This window comes from Pseudomonas sp. MEJ086, from assembly GCF_030209025.1.
GTDB lineage: Bacteria > Pseudomonadota > Gammaproteobacteria > Pseudomonadales > Pseudomonadaceae > Aquipseudomonas > Aquipseudomonas fulva_A.
Window position 1 is genome coordinate 72,947 of the sequence record NZ_JARVSV010000033.1, and the last position, 26,373, is coordinate 99,319.

General features: G+C 63.4%; 26 protein-coding genes. 14 read left to right on the forward strand and 12 right to left on the reverse strand.

Features of this window, described 5'->3' with window-relative positions; all coding sequences use genetic code 11:
- Nucleotides 1–5 precede the first annotated feature (5 nt).
- The 4 genes from QRN22_RS20990 to mhpT form a co-directional block, all read right to left on the reverse strand.
- Complete coding sequence (locus QRN22_RS20990) at nt 6–1,454, reverse strand: aldehyde dehydrogenase (RefSeq protein ID WP_042556761.1); 1,449 nt, start codon at nt 1,452–1,454, stop codon at nt 6–8.
- A gap of 91 nt (nt 1,455–1,545) precedes the next feature.
- Nucleotides 1,546–2,376, reverse strand: a complete 831-nt coding sequence (locus QRN22_RS20995; protein ID WP_042556760.1) for a p-hydroxycinnamoyl CoA hydratase/lyase — start codon at nt 2,374–2,376, stop codon at nt 1,546–1,548.
- Nucleotides 2,377–2,783: 407 nt separating this feature from the next.
- Nucleotides 2,784–3,323 (reverse strand): DUF3237 domain-containing protein, encoded by a 540-nt coding sequence (locus tag QRN22_RS21000; RefSeq protein ID WP_042556759.1) that lies wholly within the window; start codon nt 3,321–3,323, stop codon nt 2,784–2,786.
- A 13-nt stretch (nt 3,324–3,336) separates the two neighbouring features.
- Entirely contained in the window at nt 3,337–4,554 is a 1,218-nt protein-coding gene (mhpT, locus tag QRN22_RS21005) for a 3-(3-hydroxy-phenyl)propionate transporter MhpT (RefSeq protein WP_042556758.1), read from the reverse strand.
- Nucleotides 4,555–4,918: 364 nt separating this feature from the next.
- On the opposite strand from mhpT, the gene QRN22_RS21010 reads away from it, so the two are divergent.
- On the forward strand, nt 4,919–6,238 hold the full coding sequence (locus QRN22_RS21010) for an OprD family porin (RefSeq protein WP_082045931.1): 1,320 nt from the start codon (nt 4,919–4,921) through the stop codon (nt 6,236–6,238).
- 142 nt (nt 6,239–6,380) lie between these two features.
- Here the strand turns inward: QRN22_RS21010 and QRN22_RS21015 are convergent, their stop codons facing one another.
- The 4 genes from QRN22_RS21015 to QRN22_RS21030 form a co-directional block, all read right to left on the reverse strand.
- Nucleotides 6,381–7,058: a hypothetical protein gene (locus QRN22_RS21015; protein WP_042556757.1), complete on the reverse strand. Its 678-nt coding sequence runs from the start codon at nt 7,056–7,058 to the stop codon at nt 6,381–6,383.
- 80 nt (nt 7,059–7,138) lie between these two features.
- Nucleotides 7,139–7,345: a helix-turn-helix domain-containing protein gene (locus QRN22_RS21020; RefSeq protein WP_042556756.1), complete on the reverse strand. Its 207-nt coding sequence runs from the start codon at nt 7,343–7,345 to the stop codon at nt 7,139–7,141.
- 9 nt (nt 7,346–7,354) lie between these two features.
- Complete coding sequence (locus tag QRN22_RS21025; RefSeq protein WP_042556755.1) at nt 7,355–7,966, reverse strand: hypothetical protein; 612 nt, start codon at nt 7,964–7,966, stop codon at nt 7,355–7,357.
- A 389-nt stretch (nt 7,967–8,355) separates the two neighbouring features.
- Nucleotides 8,356–9,684: an MFS transporter gene (locus tag QRN22_RS21030; RefSeq protein ID WP_042556754.1), complete on the reverse strand. Its 1,329-nt coding sequence runs from the start codon at nt 9,682–9,684 to the stop codon at nt 8,356–8,358.
- Between the two features lie 395 nt (nt 9,685–10,079).
- Between QRN22_RS21030 and QRN22_RS21035 the strand changes: the two genes are divergently transcribed.
- Both QRN22_RS21035 and QRN22_RS21040 read left to right on the forward strand, forming a co-directional pair.
- Nucleotides 10,080–11,144: a Rieske 2Fe-2S domain-containing protein gene (locus QRN22_RS21035; protein WP_042556753.1), complete on the forward strand. Its 1,065-nt coding sequence runs from the start codon at nt 10,080–10,082 to the stop codon at nt 11,142–11,144.
- Nucleotides 11,145–11,212: 68 nt separating this feature from the next.
- A complete protein-coding gene (locus tag QRN22_RS21040) occupies nt 11,213–12,160 on the forward strand; it encodes a PDR/VanB family oxidoreductase (RefSeq protein ID WP_042556752.1) in 948 nt (315 codons plus the stop codon).
- Nucleotides 12,161–12,413: 253 nt separating this feature from the next.
- On the opposite strand, the gene QRN22_RS21045 is transcribed toward QRN22_RS21040, so the two are convergent.
- Genes QRN22_RS21045 through QRN22_RS21060 form a run of 4 tightly spaced genes read right to left on the reverse strand, consistent with a single transcriptional unit; the run spans nt 12,414 to nt 14,902 of the window.
- Nucleotides 12,414–12,875: a GNAT family N-acetyltransferase gene (locus tag QRN22_RS21045; RefSeq protein WP_042556751.1), complete on the reverse strand. Its 462-nt coding sequence runs from the start codon at nt 12,873–12,875 to the stop codon at nt 12,414–12,416.
- Nucleotides 12,868–13,581: a GntR family transcriptional regulator gene (locus tag QRN22_RS21050; RefSeq protein ID WP_042556750.1), complete on the reverse strand. Its 714-nt coding sequence runs from the start codon at nt 13,579–13,581 to the stop codon at nt 12,868–12,870. Before QRN22_RS21050 ends, QRN22_RS21045 begins: the two co-directional genes overlap by 8 nt.
- A gap of 31 nt (nt 13,582–13,612) precedes the next feature.
- The gene (locus QRN22_RS21055; protein WP_042556813.1) at nt 13,613–13,999 is read right to left on the reverse strand and encodes a DUF4345 domain-containing protein; all 387 of its coding nucleotides are present in this window, start codon (nt 13,997–13,999) and stop codon (nt 13,613–13,615) included.
- A gap of 36 nt (nt 14,000–14,035) precedes the next feature.
- The gene (locus tag QRN22_RS21060) at nt 14,036–14,902 is read right to left on the reverse strand and encodes a helix-turn-helix domain-containing protein (RefSeq protein WP_042556749.1); all 867 of its coding nucleotides are present in this window, start codon (nt 14,900–14,902) and stop codon (nt 14,036–14,038) included.
- 144 nt (nt 14,903–15,046) lie between these two features.
- Between QRN22_RS21060 and pobA the strand changes: the two genes are divergently transcribed.
- From pobA to QRN22_RS21115, 11 genes are all read left to right on the forward strand, one after another.
- Nucleotides 15,047–16,231 (forward strand): 4-hydroxybenzoate 3-monooxygenase, encoded by a 1,185-nt coding sequence (pobA, locus tag QRN22_RS21065; RefSeq protein WP_042556748.1) that lies wholly within the window; start codon nt 15,047–15,049, stop codon nt 16,229–16,231.
- Nucleotides 16,232–16,285: 54 nt separating this feature from the next.
- Entirely contained in the window at nt 16,286–16,720 is a 435-nt protein-coding gene (locus tag QRN22_RS21070; protein ID WP_042556747.1) for a DUF411 domain-containing protein, read from the forward strand.
- Nucleotides 16,721–16,736: 16 nt separating this feature from the next.
- The gene (ypfJ, locus tag QRN22_RS21075) at nt 16,737–17,600 is read left to right on the forward strand and encodes a KPN_02809 family neutral zinc metallopeptidase (protein ID WP_042556746.1); all 864 of its coding nucleotides are present in this window, start codon (nt 16,737–16,739) and stop codon (nt 17,598–17,600) included.
- Nucleotides 17,601–17,704: 104 nt separating this feature from the next.
- Nucleotides 17,705–18,772, forward strand: a complete 1,068-nt coding sequence (rfbB, locus tag QRN22_RS21080) for a dTDP-glucose 4,6-dehydratase (RefSeq protein WP_042556745.1) — start codon at nt 17,705–17,707, stop codon at nt 18,770–18,772.
- A complete protein-coding gene (gene rfbA, locus QRN22_RS21085) occupies nt 18,769–19,638 on the forward strand; it encodes a glucose-1-phosphate thymidylyltransferase RfbA (protein WP_042556744.1) in 870 nt (289 codons plus the stop codon). Before rfbB ends, rfbA begins: the two co-directional genes overlap by 4 nt.
- Nucleotides 19,638–20,183, forward strand: coding sequence for a dTDP-4-dehydrorhamnose 3,5-epimerase (gene rfbC / locus QRN22_RS21090; RefSeq protein WP_042556743.1), 546 nt, complete (start codon nt 19,638–19,640; stop codon nt 20,181–20,183). The genes rfbA and rfbC overlap by 1 nt, the downstream gene beginning before the upstream one ends.
- On the forward strand, nt 20,180–21,049 hold the full coding sequence (gene rfbD / locus QRN22_RS21095) for a dTDP-4-dehydrorhamnose reductase (RefSeq protein ID WP_042556742.1): 870 nt from the start codon (nt 20,180–20,182) through the stop codon (nt 21,047–21,049). Before rfbC ends, rfbD begins: the two co-directional genes overlap by 4 nt.
- 127 nt (nt 21,050–21,176) lie before the next feature.
- A complete protein-coding gene (locus tag QRN22_RS21100) occupies nt 21,177–22,994 on the forward strand; it encodes a sensor histidine kinase (protein WP_179539259.1) in 1,818 nt (605 codons plus the stop codon).
- Entirely contained in the window at nt 22,991–24,376 is a 1,386-nt protein-coding gene (locus QRN22_RS21105; protein ID WP_042556741.1) for a sigma-54-dependent transcriptional regulator, read from the forward strand. Before QRN22_RS21100 ends, QRN22_RS21105 begins: the two co-directional genes overlap by 4 nt.
- 342 nt (nt 24,377–24,718) lie before the next feature.
- Nucleotides 24,719–25,714: a C4-dicarboxylate TRAP substrate-binding protein DctP gene (dctP, locus tag QRN22_RS21110; RefSeq protein ID WP_042556739.1), complete on the forward strand. Its 996-nt coding sequence runs from the start codon at nt 24,719–24,721 to the stop codon at nt 25,712–25,714.
- A gap of 166 nt (nt 25,715–25,880) precedes the next feature.
- Nucleotides 25,881–26,373 (forward strand): TRAP transporter small permease (locus tag QRN22_RS21115; protein ID WP_285403967.1); only part of this gene is annotated, 493 nt, incomplete at its 3' end.

A 26,373-nucleotide genomic window follows, 5' to 3' on the forward strand; every position in this document is an offset into this window, starting at 1 on the left:
CGCGGCTAAATGGGATAGTGCCGCGGGCCGTTCTGCAGGGTGACCCAGCGCAGCTGGGTGAACTGCTCGATCGCCGATCTGCCGCCGAAGCTCCCGTAGCCGCTGGACTTGACGCCACCGAAAGGCATTTGCGCCTCGTCGTGCACGGTCGGCCCGTTGATGTGGCAGATGCCCGACTCGACGCGCTGCGCCAGCGCCAGCGCTCGGCTGGTGTCACGGCTGAAGATCGCCGCCGACAGCCCGAACTCGGAGTCGTTGGCCAGGCGCAGCAGGTCCTCGTCGCCGTCACCGCGTAGCACCACGGCAACCGGGCCAAAGGACTCTTCGGCATACAGACGCATCGCCGGGGTCACCCCGTCGAGCAGCGTGGCCTGCATGATGCTGCCTTCGACCTGACCGCCCGCGACCAGACGCGCGCCCTTGCTGACGGCATCGTCGACCAATGCCTTGATACGCTCGCCTGCCGACACGTCGACCAGCGAACCCAGCACCGAAGCGCTGTCAGCCGGGTCACCGGCCCGCAAGGTGGCGATCTTCTCGGCCAGCTTGGCCACGAAGGCATCGGCAACCCGGGCATCCACCAGCAGCCGTTCGGTGGACATGCAGATCTGCCCCTGGTTGAAGTAGGCACCGAACGCCGCGGCGTCGACGGCGGCATCCAGATCGGCGTCATCGAGCACCAGCAAGGGAGCCTTGCCACCGAGCTCCAGCAGTGCCGGCTTGAGGTGACGTGCCGAGAGCTCACCGACGATGCGCCCGACCTTGGTCGAGCCGGTGAAGTTGACCCGTCGCACCGCCGGGTTGGCGATCAGCCGCTCGACGATCGCCGCGGCATCGGCCGGCGCGTTGCTGATCACGTTGACCACGCCATCACCCAGGCCGGCATCCTGCAGCACCTGGCCGATCAGCCGATGCACCGCCGGGCTCAGCTCGGATGCCTTGAGCACCACGGTATTGCCGCAAGCCAGCGGCATGGCGATGGCGCGGGTGGCGAGAATCACCGGCGCGTTCCAGGGCGCGATGCCAAGCACCACGCCACAGGGTTGCCGCAAGGCCATGGCGAAACTGCCGGGGACGTCGGAGGGAATCACCTCGCCGTTGATCTGCGTGGTCAGCGACGCCGCCTCGCGCAGCATGTTGGACGCCAGGTGCACGTTGAAACCGTACCAGTTGGCCATCGCCCCGGTTTCCCCGGCGGCGGCGATGAACTCGCCGGCCCGTGCCTGCATCTGCTCGGCCGCCTTGAGCAGGCGTGTACGCCGCTCGTTGGGGGCCAGCGCAGCCCAGGCGGGAAAGGCAGCCTGGGCCGCGGCAACCGCCGCGTCGGCATCCTCCAGCGTGGCGGCAGCGACACGCGAAACCACGTCACCGGTCACCGGGTTGCGGCGCTCGAAGGTTCGTCCATCACCGGCGGGGCACGATTGGCCGCCGATCAGCAGGGGCACGTCCAGCATGATGATTCCTCTTATTGTCTTTATCGGGAGCTGCCTGTGTCGGCAACACTGCGGCGCTGTCGCCAGCGCCACCTGAAGCAAGGCACAGCGATCAGCGCTTGTAGGCCTGCAGGCCGGGCTTGATGCTCTTGTCGTCGAGGAACTGCTTCATGCCCTGCTCGCGGCCACCCTCTTCGTCGAGCAGACGCGACTGATCGAGCTTGGCGTACAGGTAATCTTCGTTCTGCTCCCAGGTCAGCTCGCGGCAGCGCTTGAAGCCATGCTTGGCCGCGCGCAGCACCACCGGGTTCTTCTCCAGCAGGTTGCGCGCCAGCTCCAGGGTGGTTTCACGCAGTTGCGCCAGAGGCACGCTCTCGTTGACCAGCCCCATCTCGGCGGCTTTCTGACCACCGAAGGTCTTGCCGGTCATGATGTAGTACAGCGACTGACGATGGCCCACGGTGTCGGCCATCGCCTTGCTCACCAGATTGCCCGGCGGGATGCCCCAGTTGATCTCCGACAGACCGAAGGTGGCTTCGTCGGCGCAGATCGCCAGGTCACAGGCCACCAGCGGGCTGAAACCGCCTCCGAAGCACCAGCCATTGACCATGGCGATGGTCGGCTTGGCGTAAAAGCGCAGCAGGCGCCATTGCCATTGCGAGGCTTCGCGACGGATCTTCTCCTGAAGGATTTCCGGGCCAGCGTCCACTTCGCGGAAGTATTCCTTGAGGTCCATGCCCGCGGTCCAGGACTCGCCGGCACCGGTAAGCACCAGCACGCGAGCCTCGGCATCCTGTTCCAGCACCTCGAGAATCTCGACCATCTCGCGATTGAGGGTCGGGCTCATGGCGTTGCGTTTTTCAGGACGATTGAGGGTGACCCAGGCGATGCCTTCTTCGACATCGACCTTGACGGTTTGCCAGCGGCCTTCGTACTTGCTCATCGAATTGCTCTCTTGTTGTCTGTTGTCGATGAGCAGAAGCTAGCCCTGAAAAATAGTTATGTCAATTAACTATTATTAAAAATCATCATTTCCTCGGCGACCGTATAAACGCACGCTGTAAGCGACACAGGCCGCCCTTTATAACCTCGACCCGTGCACATCGCCGCTTCGGTATAGCGAAAGGCTTACACGACAGTGCGCCGGTTGGCTCTGGTGACAACCCAGGCGGCGCCGTAATCTATGCCCATACCTGCAGCACAGGACGTGCTCAGGGTCATGGACGACATGACCATAGCCAGGATGGCGCGCCGACAGGATGTTGGCATTGGTCAGTAAAAGCCCGCTTCGGCGGGTTTTTTATTGCCTGTGGAAAAGTGCGGCGACCATAGGGCCACCGCGCCTTTCACTCACTTCACCAGAAAGGCGTCATAGACCACGGCCTTCTGCAGGCGCATGGCACTGCCTACGCCGACCATGCCGTTGAGCCAGCTGTAATTAGGATCACTGGTTTCGAACTGCAGGGTCACCCGGAAGTAGTACTGCGACGGATCCACCGGCTCGCCTCTGGCGACCTTGCGCAATACCTCGGCTGGCCCATGGCGATAGCCTTTGGTCTGCAGATAGAGCAGCGCGCCATCATCGGTCTGCAGCAGGTAACGGGTATCGATGATGGCCAGGCCATTGCTGTCGACCAGTTGCCAGTCCGCGCCGTTGTCGAGGATCTTGCCCTTGAAGCCGGGCCCCTCGAAATGACCGCTGGTGATCGGGATGATTCGCCGCTGGCCTTGCGGGCCGACGGCGCCCAGTTCCCAGACCGGCGCCTCCAGATTCACGGTGAAACGCGCCAGGGGTTCGAGCTTTATCGGCGGCGGTGCATTCACATCGGCGCAGGCCAGGCCGCCTGCCAGGCTCAGGATGATTGCCAGTACAGCTGTCAGTCTTTTCATCGGCACGGCCCTCTCAGTGGGAAGTCGGCGAAACCACAGGCGCATCGGCAGCTCGTCGACGACTCATGCCGAGCACCACCAGCGCGGCGATCACCAACCCGGGCGAGGCGGCCAGCAATACGCCGGCGGTACCGGCACCTGCTGCCAGGATCTGCCCGGCAGCCAACGGCCCGGATACCGAACCCAGACGACCTATCGCCACCGCAGCGCCAACACCGGTAGCGCGCACCGAGGTCGGATAGGTGGGCGGAGCCAGTGCGTAGAGCACCAATTGTGCGGCAATGACGAACAGCCCGGCGGCGAACCCGGCGATCGCCATGGCCAGCATGCCCGAGGCCAGCCCCAGGCCGGCCAGGGATGCCAGCACGCCGCCATAGACGAACAGGACCACGCCAGTGCGACCACGACGATCCAGCAATACCCCGCCCAGCAGCGAACCCATAGCGCCGCCGATGTTGAACAGCATCTGGATGGTGCCGGCCTGGGACTTGCTGAAACCCTGTTCGAGCAGCAGCGAAGGCAGCCAGTTGAGCAGCATGTACATCACGGTGAGGGTGAAGAAGTAGCTGACCCACAGGGCCAGCGTTGCACCCGCACGGTTCTCGCCGAACAGCGCGTGCAGGGTGGATTCGCGAACCGGCACCGCACTCTGGCGCTGCTCACGGAAATCCCGGGACTCGGGCAGCAGCACCATCAGCAGGGGCGCTACCAGCAACGGCGCCACGCCGCCGACGATGAACACCGCCTGCCAGCTTTCACCACCGAGCATGCCGACCACCGCCGCGATCGCCCCCCCCAGAGGAACACCGCAGTACATGATGCTGATGGCCGTACCGCGACGCCGCTCGTCGACGGCCTCGGCACACAGCGCGATCAGGTTGGGCAATGCCGCACCAAGGCCCAGGCCGGTCATGAAGCGCGCCAGCAGCAGCGCATTGACACTGCCGACATAGGCCGTCCACAGGGAAAAGATGCCGAAGATGATCACTGCACCGATCAACACTCGCTTGCGACCGATGCGATCGGCCAGCCAGCCCCCGAAGAAGGCGCCGGGCAGCAGGCCGATGATGCTGGCACTGAACATCCAGCCCATCATTTTCTGATCGAGCTCGAAGGCCTGGCGAATTCCGGCGGCAGCGATACCTGCCGACTGCAGATCCAGCCCTTCGATGAGCGCGACGATGAAACACAGCGTGACGGTCAGCGTCGAGCGACGCGATGGCGTGTCCATGGATAAACCTCGATTTTATTGTTGTTGTATCCGCCCCCGAAAACGGCCGATTACCGCCCGTGACGGGTAGTCGTTTGAAGACCCATGAAAAGATTAACAAAGATAATGAATAACGAAAGTAATCTTCATTGAATGCTGCTTCGAGCGATTACCGGATAGGAATCAGCCACTTACCCAAAGGAAACGATTAAAACTAAAAATAATTAACAATTTTAACGTTCGATTATCGATCACCGCACATTGACCGCCCGTCATTGCCTTTCCATTCTCGCCACCCAGCAGGCACGCATTCCTGCACCGGCACAGGCCCCTCCGAGAGGCTGCCGCCACAACGCGCCAACAACAAGAATAAAAGGACAATGACATGCAGACCCATCGGGTGAATACCACCACGACTCCGCCTTCTATCCACTGGCGCTACGGCGTCCCTCTACTGGGCATTCTGTTGGCCCCCTGGGCACTGGCTGGCAACGCCGTGGCGCAAGGGTTCATCGAAGAAAGCACCGCCAAGCTGACCACACGCAACTACTACATGGACCGGGACTACAAGGATGACGGGGCAAAATCCGCGGCCCGCGAATGGGCCCAGGGCTTCATCCTGAAGATGGAATCGGGCTACACACCTGGCGAGATCGGCTTCGGCCTGGATGTTACCGGCCTGCTGGGCGTCAAGCTGGACTCCTCGCCTGAGCGCAGCGGCACCGAGCTGCTGCCGGTATCGGCCAGCACGGGCCGCGCGGCGGACGAATATTCACGCCTGGCGCCTACGGCCAAGGTACGCGCCGGCAAGAGCGTATTGAAAGTGGGCGATGTCTCGCCGTTCCTGCCCTCTATCGTCGCCAGTCCGGCCAGGCTGCTACCGCAGTCATTTCGCGGCGCGTATCTGCAGTCCATGGACGTCGACGACCTGACGCTGCACGCTGGCTATCTCGATCGCATCAACCGCCGCGACTCCAGCAACTACCAGGCGATGACGGTCGCCTCGCCGAACCGACGCTTCAACCCGACAGCCGAAAGCTCGCACGCGGTATTTTTCGGGGGCGACTATCAAGTCAGCCAACGCCTGAAACTGCGTGCCTACCACACCGAAGTCGCCGAACTGTATCGCCAGGAATACCTTGGTCTGCTGCACGAGCTGCCCATTGGCCCCGGCGTATTGAGCACCGATCTACGTGCTTTCGACAGCGGCGAGGACGGCAGCGCCAGGGCCGGCAAGGTCGACAACCGCAACCTGGCGGCGCAATTCGCCTACGCCATCGACGGCCATCGTTTCACGCTGGGCTACATGCACCAGAGCGGCGACAGCGCCAAACCCTACATTTCCGGCACGGAGTCGATGGTGATCAGCGAAATGGCGATGAGCTCGGACTTCGTCAATCCGAAAGAACGCACCTGGCAGGCGATCTACGATCACGACTTCGCCACTACCGGCATTCCGGGTCTGAAGACCCGCTTGCGCTATCTGCGTGGCGACAACATCGAACTGGTCGCCCTCGGCGGCAGCGACCTCAAGGAGCGGGAACTGCAGCTGGAAGTGGGCTACGTGATTCAAAGCGGCACCTTCAAGGGCGTCGGGCTCAAGGCACGTCACTCGATCTACCGCAATGATTTCCCCACTGCCGCATCGTTTCGCGACGAGAACCAGACCCGCCTGCACATCGACTACACCCTGGCGCTCTGGTGACGGGCCTCGGCGAGAGCCAACTACCCGCGACGCGGCATGATTGGAGTCCATCATCACCAGGCCAGTCGGTGCTCGCGCATCGCTGGCAGTGGTGACCAATGATGCGCAGGATGCAGCGCTCATCCGAGACCGTGGGCCTGTGTTAGCAGCCGCGGCCTTCAGGCAACGCGACCGTTCGCTTCTGCTCGATACGTTCGTGGAAATTCAGGTACTGCAGGCCCTGCTGCACCAGAAAGGCTTCGACCTTGCCGTTCTGGCAGTTCTCGTTGTAGGCCGTAACCCGCAGCCGATACACGATTCGCCGCAGGTGCCGGTCCCAGGCCGTCAGGGTGAATGTCGAACGGGTGGTCTGACCGGTGCGCTCCGAAGTTCCCACCACGCCATAGTGGCTTTGCGGTGTATGGGTACAGATGAGGCGTTTGTCCTTCTTCTTGCTCTTCCTGTCTTCCCGGCAGACGGTCGAGGTATGCGTCGTGACCTGCCCGTAATCGTTGGCGGTATAGCGGTAGCGGGTGCGCTTGCTGCCGACATCGAGGGTGAAGGTCAGGTCCGCCGCCGTGTCGACGGATGGACGGGTGCGATCGGTGAAGACATTGCGAAAGCCCTCCCCCTTCAATGCGCTGACCATGTCATGCAGGTAGTAGCGGGCATTGAGAGCATTTTCATCGTCACCGTCGGCGGTGGTCACCAGTACCGCGGCATTTCGGTCGAAAGGGTAATCGGGGTCGGGGGTCGCATTGATCGCCACATCCATTTTGCTGGCGCAGCCGCTGACCAGCGCGAGCAGACATAGCAGCGCGAAGAGTCTGTATCGATTCATGTAAGTGCCATTGCGCGACGAAGAGCCGTGCCTCGTGAGTCAGCCCCCCGGCATCGCAGGGCGCCGTGATTCGAGGGAGCTCAGTCTTTCTGATATTCCAGCAGGTCACCGGGCTGGCAATCCAGCGCGGCGCAAAGCTTGGCCAGCGTTTCCATCTTCATTCCCTTGACCTTGCCATTTTTCAGCAACGACAGATTCGCCTCGGTGATTCCCAGGGTGCTGGCGAGCTCCTTCGAGCGAATTTTGCGTTTGGCCATGACAACGTCAAGACGAATGATAATGGTCATTTCATTGTTCTATATGTATTGGCTCTGCTCGTCGCTGAGCACTTTGGCGTCGCGCATGATAGTGGAAAACGAACAGAGCAGTATGCCCTTGACCACCTCGGAAGCCGCGTAGGAAGACATGCCTGCCGAAACGTGAACGATGCGCTCTCCAGCGGGCAGATCGATGGACAGCGCCAGGCTCTGCAAGGTCAATGCGATGGGGAATGTGGCCGGAGAAATGATGCACAGCACGCCGATGATCCAGAGCATGCGTACGTTGCGGTCGGTCCAGGTTTCGCCTCTCGACAGGCGCAGGAAAAACACTCCGGTCAGCCACAGCATGTAGGCCACCAGCACCTGAGGCAGGGCATCGAGGACGATGATCAGTGCCGCACTCAGCGGTGAGAGCATCAACCCGGGATTGATCCATACCTCGCCAGCGTCGGTGAAAGGATCGAGCAGCGGTGATACCCCATTGGCGAAGGCGCTGAGGATGACGGTGAGCATTCCATTCCTGTCACTGACCCAGATGGCGACATAGCTGATGAACTCGATCGCGCCCATGCCCCAAGCCAGCATGGCGGCGAGTATGCCGACCCAGCGCAACCGCTTCCGGGCCAGGCCAGTGATGTGGGTATTCATACGGGTATTTCCTTATGGGGAGGTAAGTGCGCGCCGATTATTAGAAATAAATTATCAAATTACAATAATTATATTCAAATAAAGCAGGCCACCCCCATCCGCTCGATACAGCTCACCACTCATGGAGAAGGATGAGACCAGACAGGTCTCGCGTCGCGCCGATCGATGATGCAGCCCTGCGCATGCCGGACGGCAAGCTCATCTGTCGATCGGTCGAGCAGCACGCTTCTGGCTGACACCAGCATGTCGGCCGATGAAACGAGGCAGAGAGGGCCGGAATCACCAGCCCCCTTCATCGCCAAAGCCGAGAAGCCTGGCCCAAGGCGGGCCAGCGAGATTGTGGTGATAAAAGTGGTAGCGGGAGGCATGCGCCTCGCGCTGCACGATGATCACGCTTGCGCAGGCTTCAACCCGCCGGCTTTCTGCGCGGGCAGCAGGGTCAGCAACAGGAGTGCAGCCGCCACGAACACCAGCGCGAACCAGGTGTACAGCTGCAGAGGCTGCCAACCGCCATCGAGCATGAAACCAGCTACGGTCGGCGACAGGATCGCGCCACCTCGCCCGATACCGATGGCCCAACCCACCCCGGTGGCGCGCACCGAAGCGCCATAGATCAGTGGCGAGAGCGCGTAAAGGCCGGCCACGCAGCCGTTGGAAAACAGGCCGATCAGCAGCCCCATGCACAGAGCGGCCGTGAACGACGAGCCGATGCTGGTGAACACCACCAGCATCACCGCGGTGATGAGCATGAACGACGCCAGCACCCGGGCCAGGGAGAAACGTGCCGACAGCAGGCCGAGCAGCGCCGCACCGAAGATCCCGCCGATGCTCAGCAATACACCCCCCGTTACGCCCTGCTGCACCGACAGGCCGGAAGAGGTGAGCAGCTTGGGCGTCCAGCTCATGATGAAGTAGAAGCCGAACATCACCAGGAAGAACAGTAGCCAGATAAGGAAGGTACTGCGACGCTGCTCGGGGCCGAACAGGCGTGCGAATGATCCACCTCTGCCCTGCTCCCCCGCCGGCAACGGCGGCAGTGCTGCAAGGCTCGGCTGCCCCAGGCGAACCGCCAGCGCGTTGACCCGTACCAGCGCCTTCGCTGGCCGCTTGGACAGCAGGAAATCCAGGGATTCGGGCAGCCACAGCAGCACCAGCGGAATGGCCGCGAAGGTCATCAGACCACCCGCGAAGAACACCGAACGCCAGCCCCATTGCGACAGCAACCACACCGCCAGCAGGCCGCCGAGTGTGGCGCCCAGCGCATAGCCGGTGGACTGCAGGCTGACCGCCAGACCACGCCAGCGCTTGCAGGCGTACTCGCTGGCGATCACGTTGCTGCTGGCCAGAATGCCGCCGATACCCAGACCCGTTAGGCCGCGCAGCAGCGCCAGCTGGGTGGGCGTCTGGCTCAGAGACGACAGCAGCATACCGGTGCCGGAAACCACCAGACACAGCAGGATCAGCGGGCGCCGGCCAATACGATCCGCCCAGGGCGCGATGAACAGCGAACCGGCCGCCATGCCAAGCAGACCGGCACTGAGCAGCAGGCCGATCTCGGCACCACTGAGCTGCCACTCCGCCGCCACCGACGACGCCGTGAAGGCCATTACCAGCACATCGAAGCCATCGATCATGTTGAGGACGATGCACACCCCGATGGCGACCCACTGAAAGCCGCGCATCGGCCCCTGGTCGACGACCTGCCTGAGATCGCTCATTGCGCACCTCCCGCATCGAAGGTGGAGAACGCGAGCGGGTGACGTGCGGGTGCAGGCGAGCGGAGGCTGCCCACGGCAGCGACGTCCAGAAAGGAGAAAGGATGGTTCATCAGCGCAAACCCTTGATTGTTTTTATGGGGAACAGCTGAACAGCAAACTCGCAGAAATGGATCCAACTCTCAATCCATGGAAACTGCCTGAAAAAGCCCTTGGACGGCTCTGAATCGATGCGATGCCCGAAAACCGGGTGCCAGGCCTACTTGGCTGATCTGAATATTACGTTCGATGATCGGACAGTTTGTTTTGTTAACTATTTTTCCGAACGGCCATTGACATTAGGCTGTTTAAAAATCAACCATTGGATCCAATAACACCAACAAGAATAGAGGTCACTCATGTACCCGAAAAACGCCTGGTATGTCGCATGCACCCCTGACGAGATCGCCGAAAAGCCCCTCGGCCGGCAGATCTGCGGAGAAAAGATCGTCTTCTATCGAGGCGCCGATGCGCAGGTCGTGGCACTCGAAGATTTCTGCCCGCACCGCGGAGCGCCGCTGTCGCTCGGCTATGTGGAGAACGGCAACCTGATCTGCGGCTATCACGGCCTGGAGATGGGCTGCGAAGGCAAGACCGTGGCCATGCCTGGCCAGCGCGTTCGTGGCTTCCCGGGCATCCGCCGTTTCGCTGCAGTGGAGCGCCACGGTTTCATCTGGGTGTGGACGGGCGATCAGGAACTGGCCGATCCGGCCACCATTCACCACCTGGAATGGGCGCAAAACCCAGAGTGGGCATATGGCGGCGGCCTGTTTCACATCAACTGCGATTACCGCCTGATGATCGACAACCTGATGGACCTGACCCACGAGACCTACGTGCACGCGTCGAGCATCGGCCAGAAGGAAATCGACGAGGCCCCACCCGTCACCAAGGTGGAAGGCGATGAAGTGATCACCAGCCGCCATATGGAAAACATCATGGCCCCGCCTTTCTGGCGCATGGCGCTGCGTGGCAATGGCCTGGCCGAGGATGTACCGGTGGACCGCTGGCAGATCTGCCGCTTCAGCCCGCCCAGCCACGTGATGATCGAAGTCGGTGTGGCTCATGCCGGCCATGGCGGCTACGAGGCACCCACGGAGGTCAAGGCGGCCAGCGTGGTGGTGGACTTCATCACCCCCGAGAGCGATACCTCGATCTGGTACTTCTGGGGCATGGCACGCAGCTTCAAGCCCGAGGACCAGGCCCTCACCGACAGCATTCGCGAAGGGCAGGGCAAGATCTTCAGCGAAGACCTGGAGATGCTCGAACTGCAGCAGCGCAACCTGCTCTGGCAGCCCGAGCGCCAGTTGCTCAAGCTCAATATCGACGCCGGCGGCGTGCAGTCGCGGCGCATCATCGAACGCCTGATCAACGAGGAACAGCCCAGCGCCGCCCAGAAGATCGACGTCCGCCAGGTCGGCTGAGACCTCGTCCGCCCGTAGCGCTCGCCACCGATGTGGGGAGCGGAGCGAATTTTCGTGAGAGAACCATCATGATCGACGTCGTCGTCAAATCCATCGAGCAGCAGGCCCAGAACATTCTCAGCTTCGACCTGGCCCGTGAAGATGATGCCCCCCTGCCGGCCTTCAGCGCGGGTGCTCACATCGACGTGCACCTTCCCGATGGGCTGATTCGCCAGTACTCGCTGTGCAACCATCCTGAAGAGCGTCATCGCTACCAGATCGCCGTATTGCAAAGCGCCGAGTCCCGCGGTGGATCCAGGGCCATGCATGGCTTGCAGCAAGGTGTCAGGCTGAGCATCAGCGAGCCGCGCAATCTGTTCCCGCTGCAGCACGATGCCAGCCGTCACCTGCTGATGGCTGGCGGCATCGGCATTACCCCGATCCTCTGCATGGCCGAACGCTTGAGCCATACCGGCGCCGACTTCACCCTGCACTACTTCGCTCGCTCGGCGCAGCAGGCCGCCTTCGTGGAACGCTTGCGGCAATCGCCGTTCGCCGACCGCGTGCACCTGCACTTCGATGAAGGCGACCCCGGTAAACGTCCGGACAGCGCAGCGCTGATCGGCACGCCGCAGGCGACAACCCATCTGTACGTGTGCGGCCCCGGCGGCTTCATGGAGCATGTGCTCGACAGCGCCCGCAACCTGGGCTGGGCAGGCGACAACCTGCACCGCGAATACTTCAGCGCCGAAACCGATGACCAGCCTCAGGAGGGCTTCGAGATTCAGTTGGCCAGCAGCGGCGATGTGCTGCAGGTACCGGTAGGGATCAGTGTGGTGGAGGTGCTGCGTGGCATCGGCGTGGAGATTCCGGTGTCCTGCGAGCAAGGCATCTGCGGCACCTGTCTGACCCGCGTCCTGGAAGGTGAGCCGGACCATCGTGACCTGTTCCTCACCGAGGACGAACAGGCCGCCAACGACCAGTTCACGCCCTGCTGCTCACGCTCGAAGAGCGCGCGGCTGGTGCTGGATATCTGATCCCTGCCGCCAGCGATGGTGGGCTGAAGCCCACCCTACAGCCCGAGCCTTCGTCAGGGTGAGCTTCAACCCACCAAATCGAATCCACGGCCTGAGCCCTCGGCAGGGTGAGCTTCAACCCACCAAATCGAATCCACGGCCTGAGCCCTCGGCAGGGTGGGCTTCAACCCACCAAATCGAATCCACGGCCTGAGCTCACGGTAGGGTGGGCTTCAGCCCACCAAGTCGAATCTCCGACAGCGTGCTGGGGCGATCAGCCATCACCGATCGGGCGGGCCATCACCAGGGTTCGCTCGTCACCTTCGACGACTTCACGTACCACGCTGTAACCGAGGGCCGAGTAGAAGCCCACGGCCGTCAGCGAAGCCGGCACCAGCAGTCGGTGAACGCCGGCATCACGCGCCACGCTTTCGACATGGTTCATCAGCGCCTTGCCCAGACCACGGCCCTGCATCTCGGGCAACACGAACACTGACCTGACCACATCGTCCGCCAGGCTCGCAGTGGCCACCACTCGGGCCTCATCGAGCGCTACGAATACCTGCCGCGAGGCCATCAGTGCACGCACGCCAGCGACGTCGAAATTATCCACCACCCGGTCGATCACTTCGGGTGGATAATCCTCGGCATTACTGAGCCGCAGGGTCTCCACGATCACCCGACTCAGCGCTTCGGCATCACCCTCGAGTGCGCGGCGAATGCAGGGTTCAGCCATGCCGCAACACGGTCATCGCCGTCTCGCTCGAATCCCCCAGTTGCACCGTACGGGCGTAACGCAGCGTGGCGTTGGCGTGCTCGCGCATGATGCCTTCGGCGCGGGCGCCCTGGCCGTTGATCAGCGCGTCGTAGACGGCGTGATGCTGCATATGGGCGAAGCTGAAGCGCCGGTATTCGCGCGGCATGTCGTTGCCATCCACCGCCAGGGAACTGACCGAAGCGAACGGCAGATGGTTGTTGCGCGAGAGGGCCACGGCGATGGCACTGTTGCCGCTGGCTTCGATGATCGCTTGGTGAAAGCGTTTGTTGAGGTCGTGGTAGATCTCCAGCTCCTCCATCACCACATGGCCTTTCTCGAACAGGCGATCGCCTTCCACCAGGCAGGCATGCAGACGGCTACGAATGGCTTCGGACAGGCCTCGCTCGGCCGCCTGGCGCGCCGCCAGCCCCTCCAGCACGCCGCGGACCTCCACGGCGCCCGCGATATCGTCGTCGGTCACCGCGCGTACCGTGTAACCGCGGCCAGGCGCCTTGCAGAGCAAACCCTCCTGTTCGAGCGTGCGAAAGGCGATGCGCACGGGCGTACGGGAAACCTGCAACCGTTCGGCGGTAGGGATCTCGGCGATACGCTCGCCGGCCACCAGCTCGCCAGACGCGATCATCTGCCGCAACGCTGCCAGTACCCGCTGTCCGGATTTGTACATCACGCCCTCGCCCCCCTCGTAGGAAGCCCCATCATACCGCTCGCCAGCGCTGCAGTGCCCAGCCTGCCAGAGCGGCTGACACCACCTCGAACAGCGCGGCCCAGAGATTGAACGTCTGCTGCGCGCCGCCATCGAGCCACAGGCCGGCGATGCGCCCCAGCGCCAGGCTGGCGTAGACGACCAGCAGCAGGATCAGCGCCGGTCGGGTGAGGTCGCGCAGCCACAGCCCCAGGCCGAGAAAAACCGCCACGCCGATTTGCAGGGTGCCGTAATAGGCCCGCACATCGGTCACCGCAGCGGCCTCCATCAGCAGCATGCCGCTGACCGCGCCCATCTCCTGAGGGCGCAGGAAATACGCCACGCCGAATCCGGCGAGCACGAGAATCTGCACAGCGAGAAAAATACGGGCGAACAACATGGCATGACCCTCCAAGGTCAGTTGAGCATAGGCCACTCAACGCTGCTGCCGAAAGGCGCTGGGCGTCTGGCCGGTCAGGCGCTTGAAGAAGCGCGAGAAATACGCGGGCTCGGAAAACTGCAGGGCGTCGGCGATCTGGCTGAGGGTCATCGACGAATACACCAGCAGGCGCTTGGCTTCCAGCAGTTGGCGTTGATGCACCAGGGCCTGGGCGCTCTGCCCGGCGTAACGACGGGTCATGCTGTTGAGGTGCGCCGTGGTGATGCCGAGGCGCCTGGCGTACTCCTCGATCGACAGCTGCTCACGGAAATGCAGCTCCACCAAGCGTGTGAAGGCGGTCAGATGCTGCTCACCGCGCGCCGGCCGATCAGCGGCCTGGCGCACCAGCACCTGGCGCCCTAGCCAGACCGCCAGCACGCCGACCAGCGACTGCAGCAGCAGGTTGCGTGCCGGTGCGCTCTGCCCGTACTCGCCGTCGATGGCGTCGAACAGGCTATCCAGATAGCCCTGATCGCCGCCCGCCGGATACAGCGCGGGTGCGCTGAAAACCGGATGCTGCGCGCCGAGATGCACCTCCAGTTGCGCTACCAGTGGCGCGGCCAGCGTCAGCACGTAGCCGTCCACGTCATCGGAAAACTGGAAACCATGCACGCACAGCGGCGGCAAGACCTGCAGCGCGGCCTCTTCGATACGCGACTGCACGCCCTCCACCTCGATCAGCGCCCAGCCACGGCGCAGATACAGCAGTTGCAGCAGATCCGGATGGCGATGGGGCTCGATCACCCAGTCATGCAGGCGGCTGCGTTTGGGAATCGACTCGCAGTGCAGCAGGTCGGGGGTCGGCCACTCCAGCGCATCGCCATACAGTTTGAATGCCGGCACGGCGATCTGCTGCTGGCTCATGGCGCCCTCCTCGAAGAAATGGCCGATAGGCGAACGGAGTTTATGAAAGTCCAAGTAAACGACGTGAATTTGCCTTATCCGCCGGCCAAGTCCAATCAAAAATACAAGCACAAAGGGTCCAAACAACAATATCGAGGACAACCCATGAAAACCTCCGTCGCCATTATCGGAGCCGGTCCATCCGGCCTGCTGCTCGGCCAGTTACTGCACGAGGCGGGCATCGACACCGTCATTCTCGAACGGCAAACGCCCGACTACGTGCTCGGCCGCATACGCGCCGGGGTGCTCGAACAGGGCATGGTGGATCTGCTGCGCGAAGCTGGCGTGGGCGCACGCATGGATCGAGAGGGGCTGGTGCATGACGGTTTCGAGCTGGCCTTCGACGGCCGTCGCGAACGCATCGATCTCAAGGGCCTGAGCGGCGGCAAGACGGTGATGATCTATGGCCAGACCGAAGTCACCCGCGACCTGATGGACGCCCGCGCAGCCAGCGGTGCTACCACTCACTACGAAGTCAGCGACGTACGCCTGCACGACCTGAAGGACGGCTCGCCCCACGTCACCTACCGCAAGGATGGCATCGAGCAGCGCCTCGACTGTGACTACATCGCCGGCTGCGACGGCTTTCATGGTGTGTCGCGGCAATCGATTCCCGCTGAAACCCTGCAGGTGTTCGAGCGGGTCTATCCGTTCGGCTGGCTTGGCGTCCTCGCCGACACCCCGCCGGTGGCCGAAGAACTGATCTACGCCAGCCACCCGCGCGGCTTCGCCCTGTGCAGCATGCGGTCGGCGACGCGCACCCGCTACTACGTGCAGGTGGGGCTCGAGGAGCAGGTGGAGGACTGGTCGGACGAGCGTTTCTGGGACGAACTCAGAGCGCGCCTGCCAAGCGAAACCGCGGCCAGTCTGGTGACCGGCCCGTCCATCGAGAAAAGCATCGCCCCGCTGCGCAGCTTCGTCGTCGAGCCCATGCAGTATGGTCGCCTGTTCTTGCTCGGCGACGCGGCGCACATCGTCCCGCCGACCGGCGCCAAGGGCCTCAACCTGGCCGCCAGCGATGTCAACACGCTGTACCGCATCCTGCTCAAGGTTTACCGCGAAGGCCGTACCGAGCTGCTCGAACGCTACTCGGCGATCTGCCTGCGGCGAGTCTGGAAGGCCGAGCGGTTTTCCTGGTGGATGACCGGGCTGCTGCACAATTTTCCGGATACCGACGCCTTCACCGTGCGCATGCGCCAGACCGAACTGGATTACTTCGTCGGCTCCGAGGCGGGCCGCACCAGCATCGCCGAGAATTACGTGGGGTTGCCCTACGAAGCCATCGAATGAGGTAAATGCATCGTCGCGGCGCTATGCTCGTGCAACCCAATCGAGGATTCCAGCATGCGCCCACTGCTTCTGCTGGCCGGCCTGTTCGCCGGCATAGCCCAGGCCGCCGAGCCACCGACCATCGACGTCCACCGCGATGCCAACTGCGGTTGCTGCAAGGGCTGGATCAGCCATCTGCAGGCCAACGGCTTCCAGGTCAACGACCATGTCGAGACCGACATGCATAGGGTCAAACAGCGCCTCGGCGTGCCCGAGCACCTGGGCTCCTGTCACACCGCTGTGATCGACGGCAAATTCGTCGAGGGCCATGTCCCGGCGGCGGACATCCTCACCCTGCGCCAGCGCCCGGATCTGCTCGGCATCGCCGCACCTGGAATGCCCACCGGCTCGCCGGGCATGGAGCGCGGCGACATCCGCGATGCCTACCAGGTCATCGGCCTGGACGCACGAGGCGAGGAAAGCGTGGTCAGTAGCTACCCGGGCAACTGATTGAAAGGACAATGCCATGCGCTGGAAACGAGCACGACGCAGTGACAACGTGGTGGATGCCCGCGGCAGCGGTGGGTCGCGCTTTGGCGGTGGCCGCGGCCTGGGCCTGGGCGGTATCGCCATCGTCGTGGTGGTCGGCCTGCTGATGGGCCAGGATCCGTTACAGATTCTCGGCCAACTGGCTGGCCAGTCGGGCGGCTATTCCACCAGCCAGACGGAGCAGCCAGCGGCGGATGACGAACAGTCGCAATTCGTGCGGGCGGTTCTCGGCGATACCGAAGACACCTGGCGCGCTATCTTCCAGTCCGCCAATCGCCAGTATCAGGACCCGACGCTGGTGCTGTTCGATGGCGGTGTGAACTCCGCTTGCGGCTTCGCCAGTTCGGCGGTGGGCCCCTTCTATTGCCCGGGCGACAAGCAGGTCTATCTGGACCTGAGCTTCTTCCGCGATCTGGAGCAGCGCTACGGCGCGGCTGGCGACTTCGCCCAGGCCTATGTGATCGCTCACGAGGTCGGCCACCACGTGCAGACCCTGCTGGGCGTCTCCGCCAAGGTCAACGCGGCGCGCCAGCGCGGCGAGAATCTGGAGGGTGCCAACGGTCTGCTGGTTCGCCAGGAGCTGCAGGCAGACTGCCTGGCAGGTATCTGGGCACACCATGCGCAGCGGCGCCTGGACTGGCTCGAACCCGGCGACCTGGAGGAAGCCCTGAACGCCGCCAACGCCATCGGCGATGACCGCCTGCAGCAACAGGCCCGTGGCAGGGTGGTGCCGGACTCCTTCACCCACGGCACGTCGGAGCAGCGCGTGCGCTGGTTCACCACCGGTTTCGAGGGTGGCCAGGTCAGTGCCTGCGACACCTTTTCCAGCGCGCGGCTGTAAACCGCCAGCCGCACCCGGCTCACGGAAGCGGCCGGGGCTTGCCCGCTGTACGCAAAACCTGCCGGGCAGGCATACTTCACACTTTTACCGTCGGGCTATCTTCAATGCGCATTCTCGTCACCGGCGGCGCGGGCTTCATCGGCTCCGCGCTGATTCGCCACCTGATCAACGATACCGATCATGAGGTGCTCAATCTCGACAAGCTGACCTACGCCGGCAATCTGGAATCCCTCCAGCAGGTCGAGAACGACCCGCGCTACCGCTTCGTGCAGGCGGACATCGGCGATCAGGCCGCAGTGGCCGATGCCCTGCAGCACTTTCAGCCGGACGCCATCATGCACCTGGCTGCCGAGTCCCACGTCGACCGTTCCATCGACGGCCCGGCGGCGTTCATCCAGACCAACATCGTCGGTACCTACGCCCTGCTCGAGGCTACCCGCGCCTACTGGCTGGGGCTGGACGAACAGCGCCGTCAGGCATTCCGCTTCCACCACATTTCCACCGACGAGGTGTACGGCGACCTGCACGGCGTCGACGATCTGTTCACCGAGCAGACGCCCTACGCCCCCAGCTCGCCCTACTCGGCCAGCAAGGCCGCCTCGGACCATCTGGTGCGCGCCTGGCAGCGCACCTATGGCTTGCCGGTGCTGCTGACCAACTGCTCGAACAACTACGGCCCGTATCACTTCCCGGAGAAGCTGATCCCATTGGTCATCCTCAATGCCCTGGATGGCAAACCGCTGCCGGTATATGGCAACGGCCAGCAGGTGCGCGACTGGCTGTTCGTCGAGGATCACGCCCGGGCCCTGCTGCAAGTGGTCAGCCGCGGCGCGATTGGCGAGACCTACAACATCGGCGGCCACAACGAGCAGAAGAACCTCGACGTGGTGCATGCCATCTGCGACCTGCTCGACGAGCTTCAGCCGCGCGCGGCGGGCTCCTACCGCGAGCAGATCACCTTCGTCACCGACCGCCCCGGTCATGACCTGCGCTACGCCATCGACGCCAGCAAGATCGAACGCGAGCTGGGCTGGACACCGCAAGAGACCTTCCCCAGCGGCCTGCGCAAGACCGTGCGCTGGTACCTGGACAACCTCGACTGGTGCCGCCGCGTACAGGACGGCAGCTATCAGCGTGAGCGGCTCGGCGCCCCCAAGGAGCAACAACAGTGAAAGGCATCATTCTCGCCGGAGGCTCCGGCACCCGTCTGCACCCGATCACCCTGGGCGTGTCCAAGCAGTTGCTGCCGATCTACGACAAGCCGATGATCTACTACCCGCTTTCGGTGCTGATGCTGGCCGGCATCCGCGAGATCCTGATCATTTCCACGCCCCACGACCTGCCGCAGTTCCAGAAGATGCTTGGCGACGGCAGCCAGTTCGGCCTGCAACTGAGCTACGCCGAACAGCCCGAGCCGGATGGCCTGGCACGCGCCTTCATCATTGGCGAGTCGTTCATCGGTGACGACTCGGTGTGCCTGATCCTTGGCGACAATATCTTCCATGGTCAGCACTTCACCGAGAAACTGCTGCGTGCGGCCGCAGCGGACAAGGGCGCCACCGTGTTCGGCTACTGGGTGCGCGATCCCGAGCGCTTCGGCGTGGTCGAGTTCGATGCCCAGGGCCAGGCCATTTCCATCGAGGAAAAACCGGCGCAACCGCGCTCTCAGTATGCGGTGACCGGGCTGTACTTCTACGACAACGACGTGATCGAGATCGCCAAGGCGGTCAAACCCTCGGCACGTGGCGAACTGGAAATCACCGACGTCAACAACGCTTACCTGCAGCGCGGCGATCTGCGCGTGGAACGCCTCGGCCGTGGCTTCGCCTGGCTCGACACCGGCACCCACGACAGCCTGCTGGAAGCCTCGCAATACGTGCAAACCATCGAGCACCGCCAGGGTCTGAAGGTCGCCTGCCTGGAAGAAATCGCCTACGGGCAGGACTGGATCGATCGTGACCGCCTGCTGCAACAGGCCAAGGCGTTCGGCAAAACCGGCTATGGCCAGTACCTGTTCGGGCTGGCCGAGGACAATTGATGCAAGTCATCCAAACCGAAATCCCCGATGTACTCATTCTGCAACCCAAGGTGTTCGGTGATGAGCGGGGCTTCTTCTTCGAGAGTTTCAATGCCCAGGCCTTCACCGAAGCGACCGGCCTGAACCCCACCTTCGTGCAGGACAACCATTCCCGCTCGCAGCGCGGGGTGTTGCGCGGCCTGCACTATCAGGTGCAACAGGCCCAGGGCAAGCTGGTGCGCGTCAGCGCAGGCGAGGTCTATGACGTCGCCGTTGACCTGCGTCGCCAGTCGCCAACCTTCGGCCAGTGGGTCGGTGCCTACCTTTCCGCGGACAACAAGCGCCAGATGTGGGTGCCGGAAGGCTTCGCCCATGGTTTTCTGGTGCTCAGCGAATTCGCCGAATTCCTCTACAAGACCACCGATTACTACGCCCCGGCCCACGAGCGCTGCATCCGCTGGGACGATCCCAAGCTGGCCATCGACTGGCAACTGCAAGGCGATCCCAAACTCTCGGCGAAGGATCAGCAGGGCCTGAGCTTCGACGACGCCGAGCTGTTTCCATGAAGATCCTTCTGCTCGGCCAGCACGGCCAGGTCAGCCGCGAGCTGCAATTGCTGCTTGGTCAGCATCACGAACTCATCGTGCTGGGCAGAGAGCAACTCGACCTTGCCGATACCGGGCGCGTTCGTGACGCCGTACGCCACCTGCGCCCTGAACTGATCGTCAATGCCGCCGCACACACCGCGGTCGATGCGGCAGAAAGCGAGCCGGACGCGGCCTTCGCGATCAATGCCAGCGCTCCCGGTGTACTCGCCGAGGAAGCGGCCGACCTCGACGTGCCGCTGATCCACTACTCCACCGATTACGTGTTCGATGGCAGCAACCCCGCTGCCTACCACGAGCAGGACACGCCCAATCCGCTGGGCGTCTACGGGCGCAGCAAGCTGGCCGGCGAGCAGGCCATCGCCGCGGTCGGTGGCAAGCACCTGATCCTGCGAACCAGCTGGGTGTATTCCCTGCACGGACGCAACTTCCTGTTGACCATGCAGCGCCTGCTGCAGGATCGAGCGCAGCTCAGCGTAGTGGCCGATCAGGTTGGTGCACCGACCTGGGCAGGCAGCATCGCAGCGGCCACCGCTCAGTTGATCGAGCGCTGGCAAACGCAGCAGACCAATGCCTGGGGTCTCTATCACTTCACCGCGCGCGGCGAGACCTCCTGGTTCGGTTTCGCCGAAGCCATCGCCGCACAGTTGCAGGCCCAAGGCAGATCCGTCGCGCAGCTGGCGCCGATTGCCACCACGGACTACCCGACACCCGCGCAGCGCCCCCTCAATTCGCGCCTGGACGGTACTCGTCTGGAGCAGGACTGGGGCGTACGCCTGCCGGACTGGCAGGACGGCCTGCTGGAATGCCTGAACAGCCCGCGCTGACGCCACTGCGCCGCCTGGGTTGAGCGCAGCGATACACGGCTCTTGCCAAGCATCGCAGGCTCGACCCGGGCTACCCGGCTGAAAGCTTATGCGCTCATAATGCCCGGGTCTTCCCGGCGCCTACTTCATGAACACGATTCCCACCACCATGCCCAAACGCCCACGCTGGCGCAGCCTGGCCCTGCTGGCGCTGCTGCTGGCGCCGTTGCTGTGGCCGCTGCAGCACCTCGCCGAGCGTTACTACCGCGCCGAACTGACCGAGCAGAATCGTCAGACCCTCGACCTGTATGTGGCCAACCTGCTGGGCACCTTGCGCCGTTATGAGGTACTGCCACCGATTCTTGGCGACTTGCCAGGCCTGCGTACCGTCCTCGCGACGCCGGCAGACGAAGCGGCCCAGGCCGCGGCCAATCAGCTGCTCAAACGGGTTCGCCAGCAGACTGGTGCCGACGTGATCTACCTGATGAACCCCGCCGGGGAAACCCTGGCTGCCTCCAACTGGGATCAGCAGGACACCTTCGTGCGTGGCAACTTCGCCTTCCGGCCCTACTTCCAGGAAGCCCTGGCTGGCCGCCTGGGACGCTTCTTCGGTCTTGGCACGACTTCCGGCAAGCGTGGCTACTACTTCGCCTCCGCCGTTTACGATGGCAACCAGAAGATTGGCGTGATGGTGATCAAGGTCGACCTCGACCACACCGAGAGCCTGTGGGGCAATACCCCGGAACAGCTACTGGTGACCGACGGCAATGGCGTGGTGATACTCACGTCGCGACCGGACTGGCGGTTTCACGCCAGCCGTCCGCTGGACAAGGCCGAGCGCGCCTCCATCGCCGCCATCCAGCCGTATCCGACCCAATCGCCACCGCCCCTGCACCTCGATGCCGATGTCTGGCTGACCCAGAGCAGGGTGCTCGACGAGACCGGCTGGAGCGTCAGCATTCTCGCCCCCCGCGTGGTGCTCGATCGCTCGGTACGCACCGTGGTGGCCATCGGTGGCGGCGCCCTGCTGGTGCTGATTCTGCTCCTCGGCCTGATGATGCAGCGACGCCGTCACTACCTCGACCGCATCGCCCTGAGCACCCGGGCCCGTCAGGAACTGGAGCAGCGCGTGCAGGAGCGAACCCAGGATCTTGAGCGCCTCAACAGCCGTCTGAAGCAGGAAGTACTGGAGCGCGAGCAGGCTCAGCAGGAACTGGTACAGGCCCAGGACGAACTGGTGCAAGCCAGCAAGCTAACGGCCCTGGGCACCATGAGTGCCAGCATCAGCCACGAACTCAATCAACCACTGGCAGCCATCCGCAGCTACGCGGAGAACGCCGGGGTACTGCTCGACCACGAACGCACCGAAGACGCTCGCGGCAACCTCAAGCTGATCAGCCAGCTTACCGAGCGCATGGCCTCGATCATCGCTCACCTGCGCGCCTTCGCCCGGCGCGATCGCCATGCCCCGGAAAGCGTGGCCCTGCAACCGGCCATCGACGATGCCCTGGCGCTACTGGCCAAGCGCCGTCGTGCCATGGACGTGGAGCTTATCCGCGACCTGCCCGATGCCACGCTCTGGGTCCAGGCCGGCGAAACCCGCCTGCGTCAGGTGCTCAGCAACCTGCTGGCCAATGCCCTCGATGCCCTCGGCGAACGGGCACAACCGCGACGTATCTGGATCAGCACCGAGCTGCACGACAATCTGGTCGAGCTGCACCTGCGCGACAACGGTCCGGGCTTTTCCGAGACGGCCCTGGCCCACGCCCGGGAACCCTTCTTCACCACCAAGACCAGCGCCCAGGGTCTCGGCCTCGGCCTGGCGATCTGCGACACCTTGATGCGCGCCCTGGGTGGCGAGCTGCTATTCAGCAACCACCCCAAAGGGGGGGCTCACCTGATCCTGCGCCTGCACAGCGCCGAAAACGGCGTGAACATCCAGCCGCCAGAGGACTTCGCCGTATGACCATCATCGACGCCCGTACCCAGGTTCTACTGATCGACGACGACCCGCACCTGCGCCAGGCCCTCAGCCAGACCCTCGACCTAGCCGGCCTCAAGGTCACCACCCTGGCCGATGCCAAGGGCCTCGCCGAGCGTATCGACCGCGACTGGCCCGGCGTGGTGGTCAGCGATATCCGCATGCCCGGCGTCGACGGCCTGCAACTGCTCAAGCAACTGCACGAACAGGACCCTGAGCTGCCGGTTCTACTGATCACCGGCCATGGCGACGTGCCCCTGGCCGTGCAGGCCATGCGCGCCGGCGCCTACGACTTCCTGGAGAAGCCCTTCGCCAGCGAAGACCTGCTGGAAAGCGTGCGCCGCGCCCTGGCCCTGCGGCGCCTGGTGCTGGACAACCGCAGCCTGCGTCTGGCCCTTGCCGACCGCCAGCAACTGTCCGCTCGCCTGGTCGGTCACTCGCCCGCGATCCAGCGCCTGCGCGAGCAGATCGGCTCCCTCGCGGGGATCAGCACCGATGTGCTGATCCTCGGTGAAACCGGTGCCGGCAAGGAAGTGGTGGCGCGTGCGCTGCACGATCTGTCGAGCCGACGTGACGGGCCATTCGTGGCCATCAACGCTGGCGCGTTAGCCGAGTCGGTGGTGGAAAGCGAGCTGTTCGGCCACGAGCCTGGTGCCTTCACCGGCGCGCAGAAACGCCGCATCGGCAAATTCGAGTTCGCCAACGGCGGCACCCTGTTCCTCGACGAGATCGAGAGCATGAGCCTGGAGGTGCAGGTCAAGCTACTGCGCCTGCTGCAGGAGCGTGTGGTCGAGCGCCTCGGTGGCAACCAGTTGATCCCCCTGGATATCCGTGTGATCGCGGCCACCAAGGAAGACCTGCGCACCGCCGCCGATCAGGGCCGCTTCCGCGCTGACCTGTATTACCGGCTGAACGTCGCGCCGCTGCGTATTCCGCCACTTCGCGAACGTGGCGAAGACATCCTCGTGTTGTTCCAGCACTTCGCCAACAACGCCAGCACCCGCCATGGCCTGACCCAGCGCGAACTGCAGCCTGGCCAACGTGCCCTGCTGCTGCGTCATCCCTGGCCAGGCAACGTGCGGGAACTGCAGAACGCTGGCGAGCGTTTCGCGCTGGGGCTGGACCTTGGGCTGGAACTGTCCCATGACAGCCCGCTGCACAACGCCCCCCTGTCCGGAAGCCTGAGCGAGCAGGTCGAGGCCTTCGAGCGCGCGCTGATCGCCGCTGAGCTGACCCGCAATCACGGCTCGCTGCGTAGCCTGGCAGAAGCCCTGGGGGTGCCACGCAAGACGCTGCACGACAAACTGCGCAAGCACGGGCTGAACTTCGCGGATGCTGGCGGAAGCTCGCCAGAGGACATCGAGTAAACAAGCGGATTATTGCCGACTCTTTCAGCGTCCTCGCCGCTCCCTCCGCAAACCGCCAGCCGCAAGGGCTGGCGTCATCAGCTCGTCAAATCAAGCACCCCATGCCGGGCAAGGCTTTGCGCCCTGCGCAAAGCTGTCCTGCGTATTTTCGCCACACCCTGGCACAGCGCTTGCTCTAGTCCGATCCAGCGAAAAACAAGTACAAGTCCAGGCCAATCGCTGCCAACCGATGCTGCCGTCTCCACGGCAATCCTCGACTTGCCCTTGTTCGCTCGTTTCAGCGCCCCCATCGAGGGTGCGCCATCCAACAACAAGACAGGCAATAACAAGAGGAAGCATCCCATGTTCAATTTCACTGCCAAGGCGCTGGTCTGCGCCCTGTCGCTGAGCATCGCAGGCCTGGCCCAGGCTGCCGATCCAATCTCCATCAAGTTCGCCCACGTGGTTGCCGAGCACACTCCGAAAGGCCAGGGCGCGCTGCTGTTCAAGAAGCTCGTCGACGAGCGTCTGGACGGCAAGGTGACCGTGCAGGTGTACCCGAACTCCTCGCTGTTCGGCGACGGCAAGGAAATGGAAGCGCTGCTGCTCGGTGACGTACAGATCATCGCCCCGTCCCTGGCCAAGTTCGAGCATTACACCAAGCAGATCCAGATCTTCGACCTGCCGTTCCTGTTCGACGACATCAGCGCCGTCGATCGTTTCCAGCAAAGCCCTGAAGGCAAATCCCTGCTGACCAGCATGGAGAGCAAAGGCATCACCGGCCTGGGTTACTGGCACAACGGCATGAAGCAGCTGTCGGCCAACAAGAAACTGGTCGAGCCGAAAGATGCCCGTGGTCTGAAATTCCGCGTACAGGCTTCCGCCGTGCTCGACGAGCAGTTCAAGGCCCTGCGCGCCGCGCCGCGCAAGATGAGCTTCGCCGAGGTCTATCAAGGCCTGCAGACTGGCGTGGTCAACGGTGCCGAGAACCCCTACTCGAACATCTACAGCCAAAAGATGCACGAAGTGCAGAAGTTCATCACCGAGTCCGACCACGGCGTTCTGGACTACATGGTGATCACCAACACCAAGTTCTGGGACGGCCTGCCGGAAGACATCCGCACCGAGCTGACCGCTATCCTGGCCGAGGTCACCGTCGAGGTGAACAAGCAGGCCGAAGCGCTGAACCAGAAAGACAAGCAGCGCATCCTCGATGCCGGCACCACCGAAATCGTCACCCTGACGCCCGAGCAGCGCGAACTGTGGCGTGAAGCCATGCGTCCGGTGTGGAAGAAGTTCGAAGGCGAGATCGGTGCCGATCTGATCAAGGCTGCCGAAGCCGCCAACCAGGCCAACTGAGGCCGCCCGGCTCCGCATCCTGGAGCCATCCGGTGGCGACTCCTGAACGGGGTCGTCACCCGCTTTGCCGATATCGACACCCGATGGCTGCAGCGCCGCTGCCGAGCCCCGGGTGCCGCTGTCTCTTACGTCGCCTCGCGACCGCTCTCATACACGGAGATAACCCATGCACGCTGTCGCTCGTGTCTGGAACCAAGCCGAAGAGGTGATGGTGGCATTCCTGCTTGCAGGCATGACCCTGGTCACCTTCTCGTACGTGGTATTCAACAACCTCTACGGCGTTTTCTACGCCCTGGGTGATTCCCTGCCGTTCGCCAACGATGCGATGTTCAGCATTGGCGACGGCATCCTTTATGTCGCCCAGGAAATGACCTGGAGCGTGGCCCTGACCAAGGCCATGTTCGGCTGGCTGATCTTCGTCGGTCTGGCCTGGGGCGTGCGCATCGGTGCGCACATCGGCGTCGACCTGCTGGTGCGCATGTTCAAGCCAGCCCTGCAGAAAACCGTGGCGATCATCGCCCTGGTCATCTGCCTGGCGTACTGCGCGCTGATGGCCTACTCCAGCGAGCAGTGGGTGGCGGTGCTGTTCAACATCGGCACCGGTGCCGAGGACCTGGACCGCTTCGGCGTCCAGCAGTGGCACATCGTGATGATCGTGC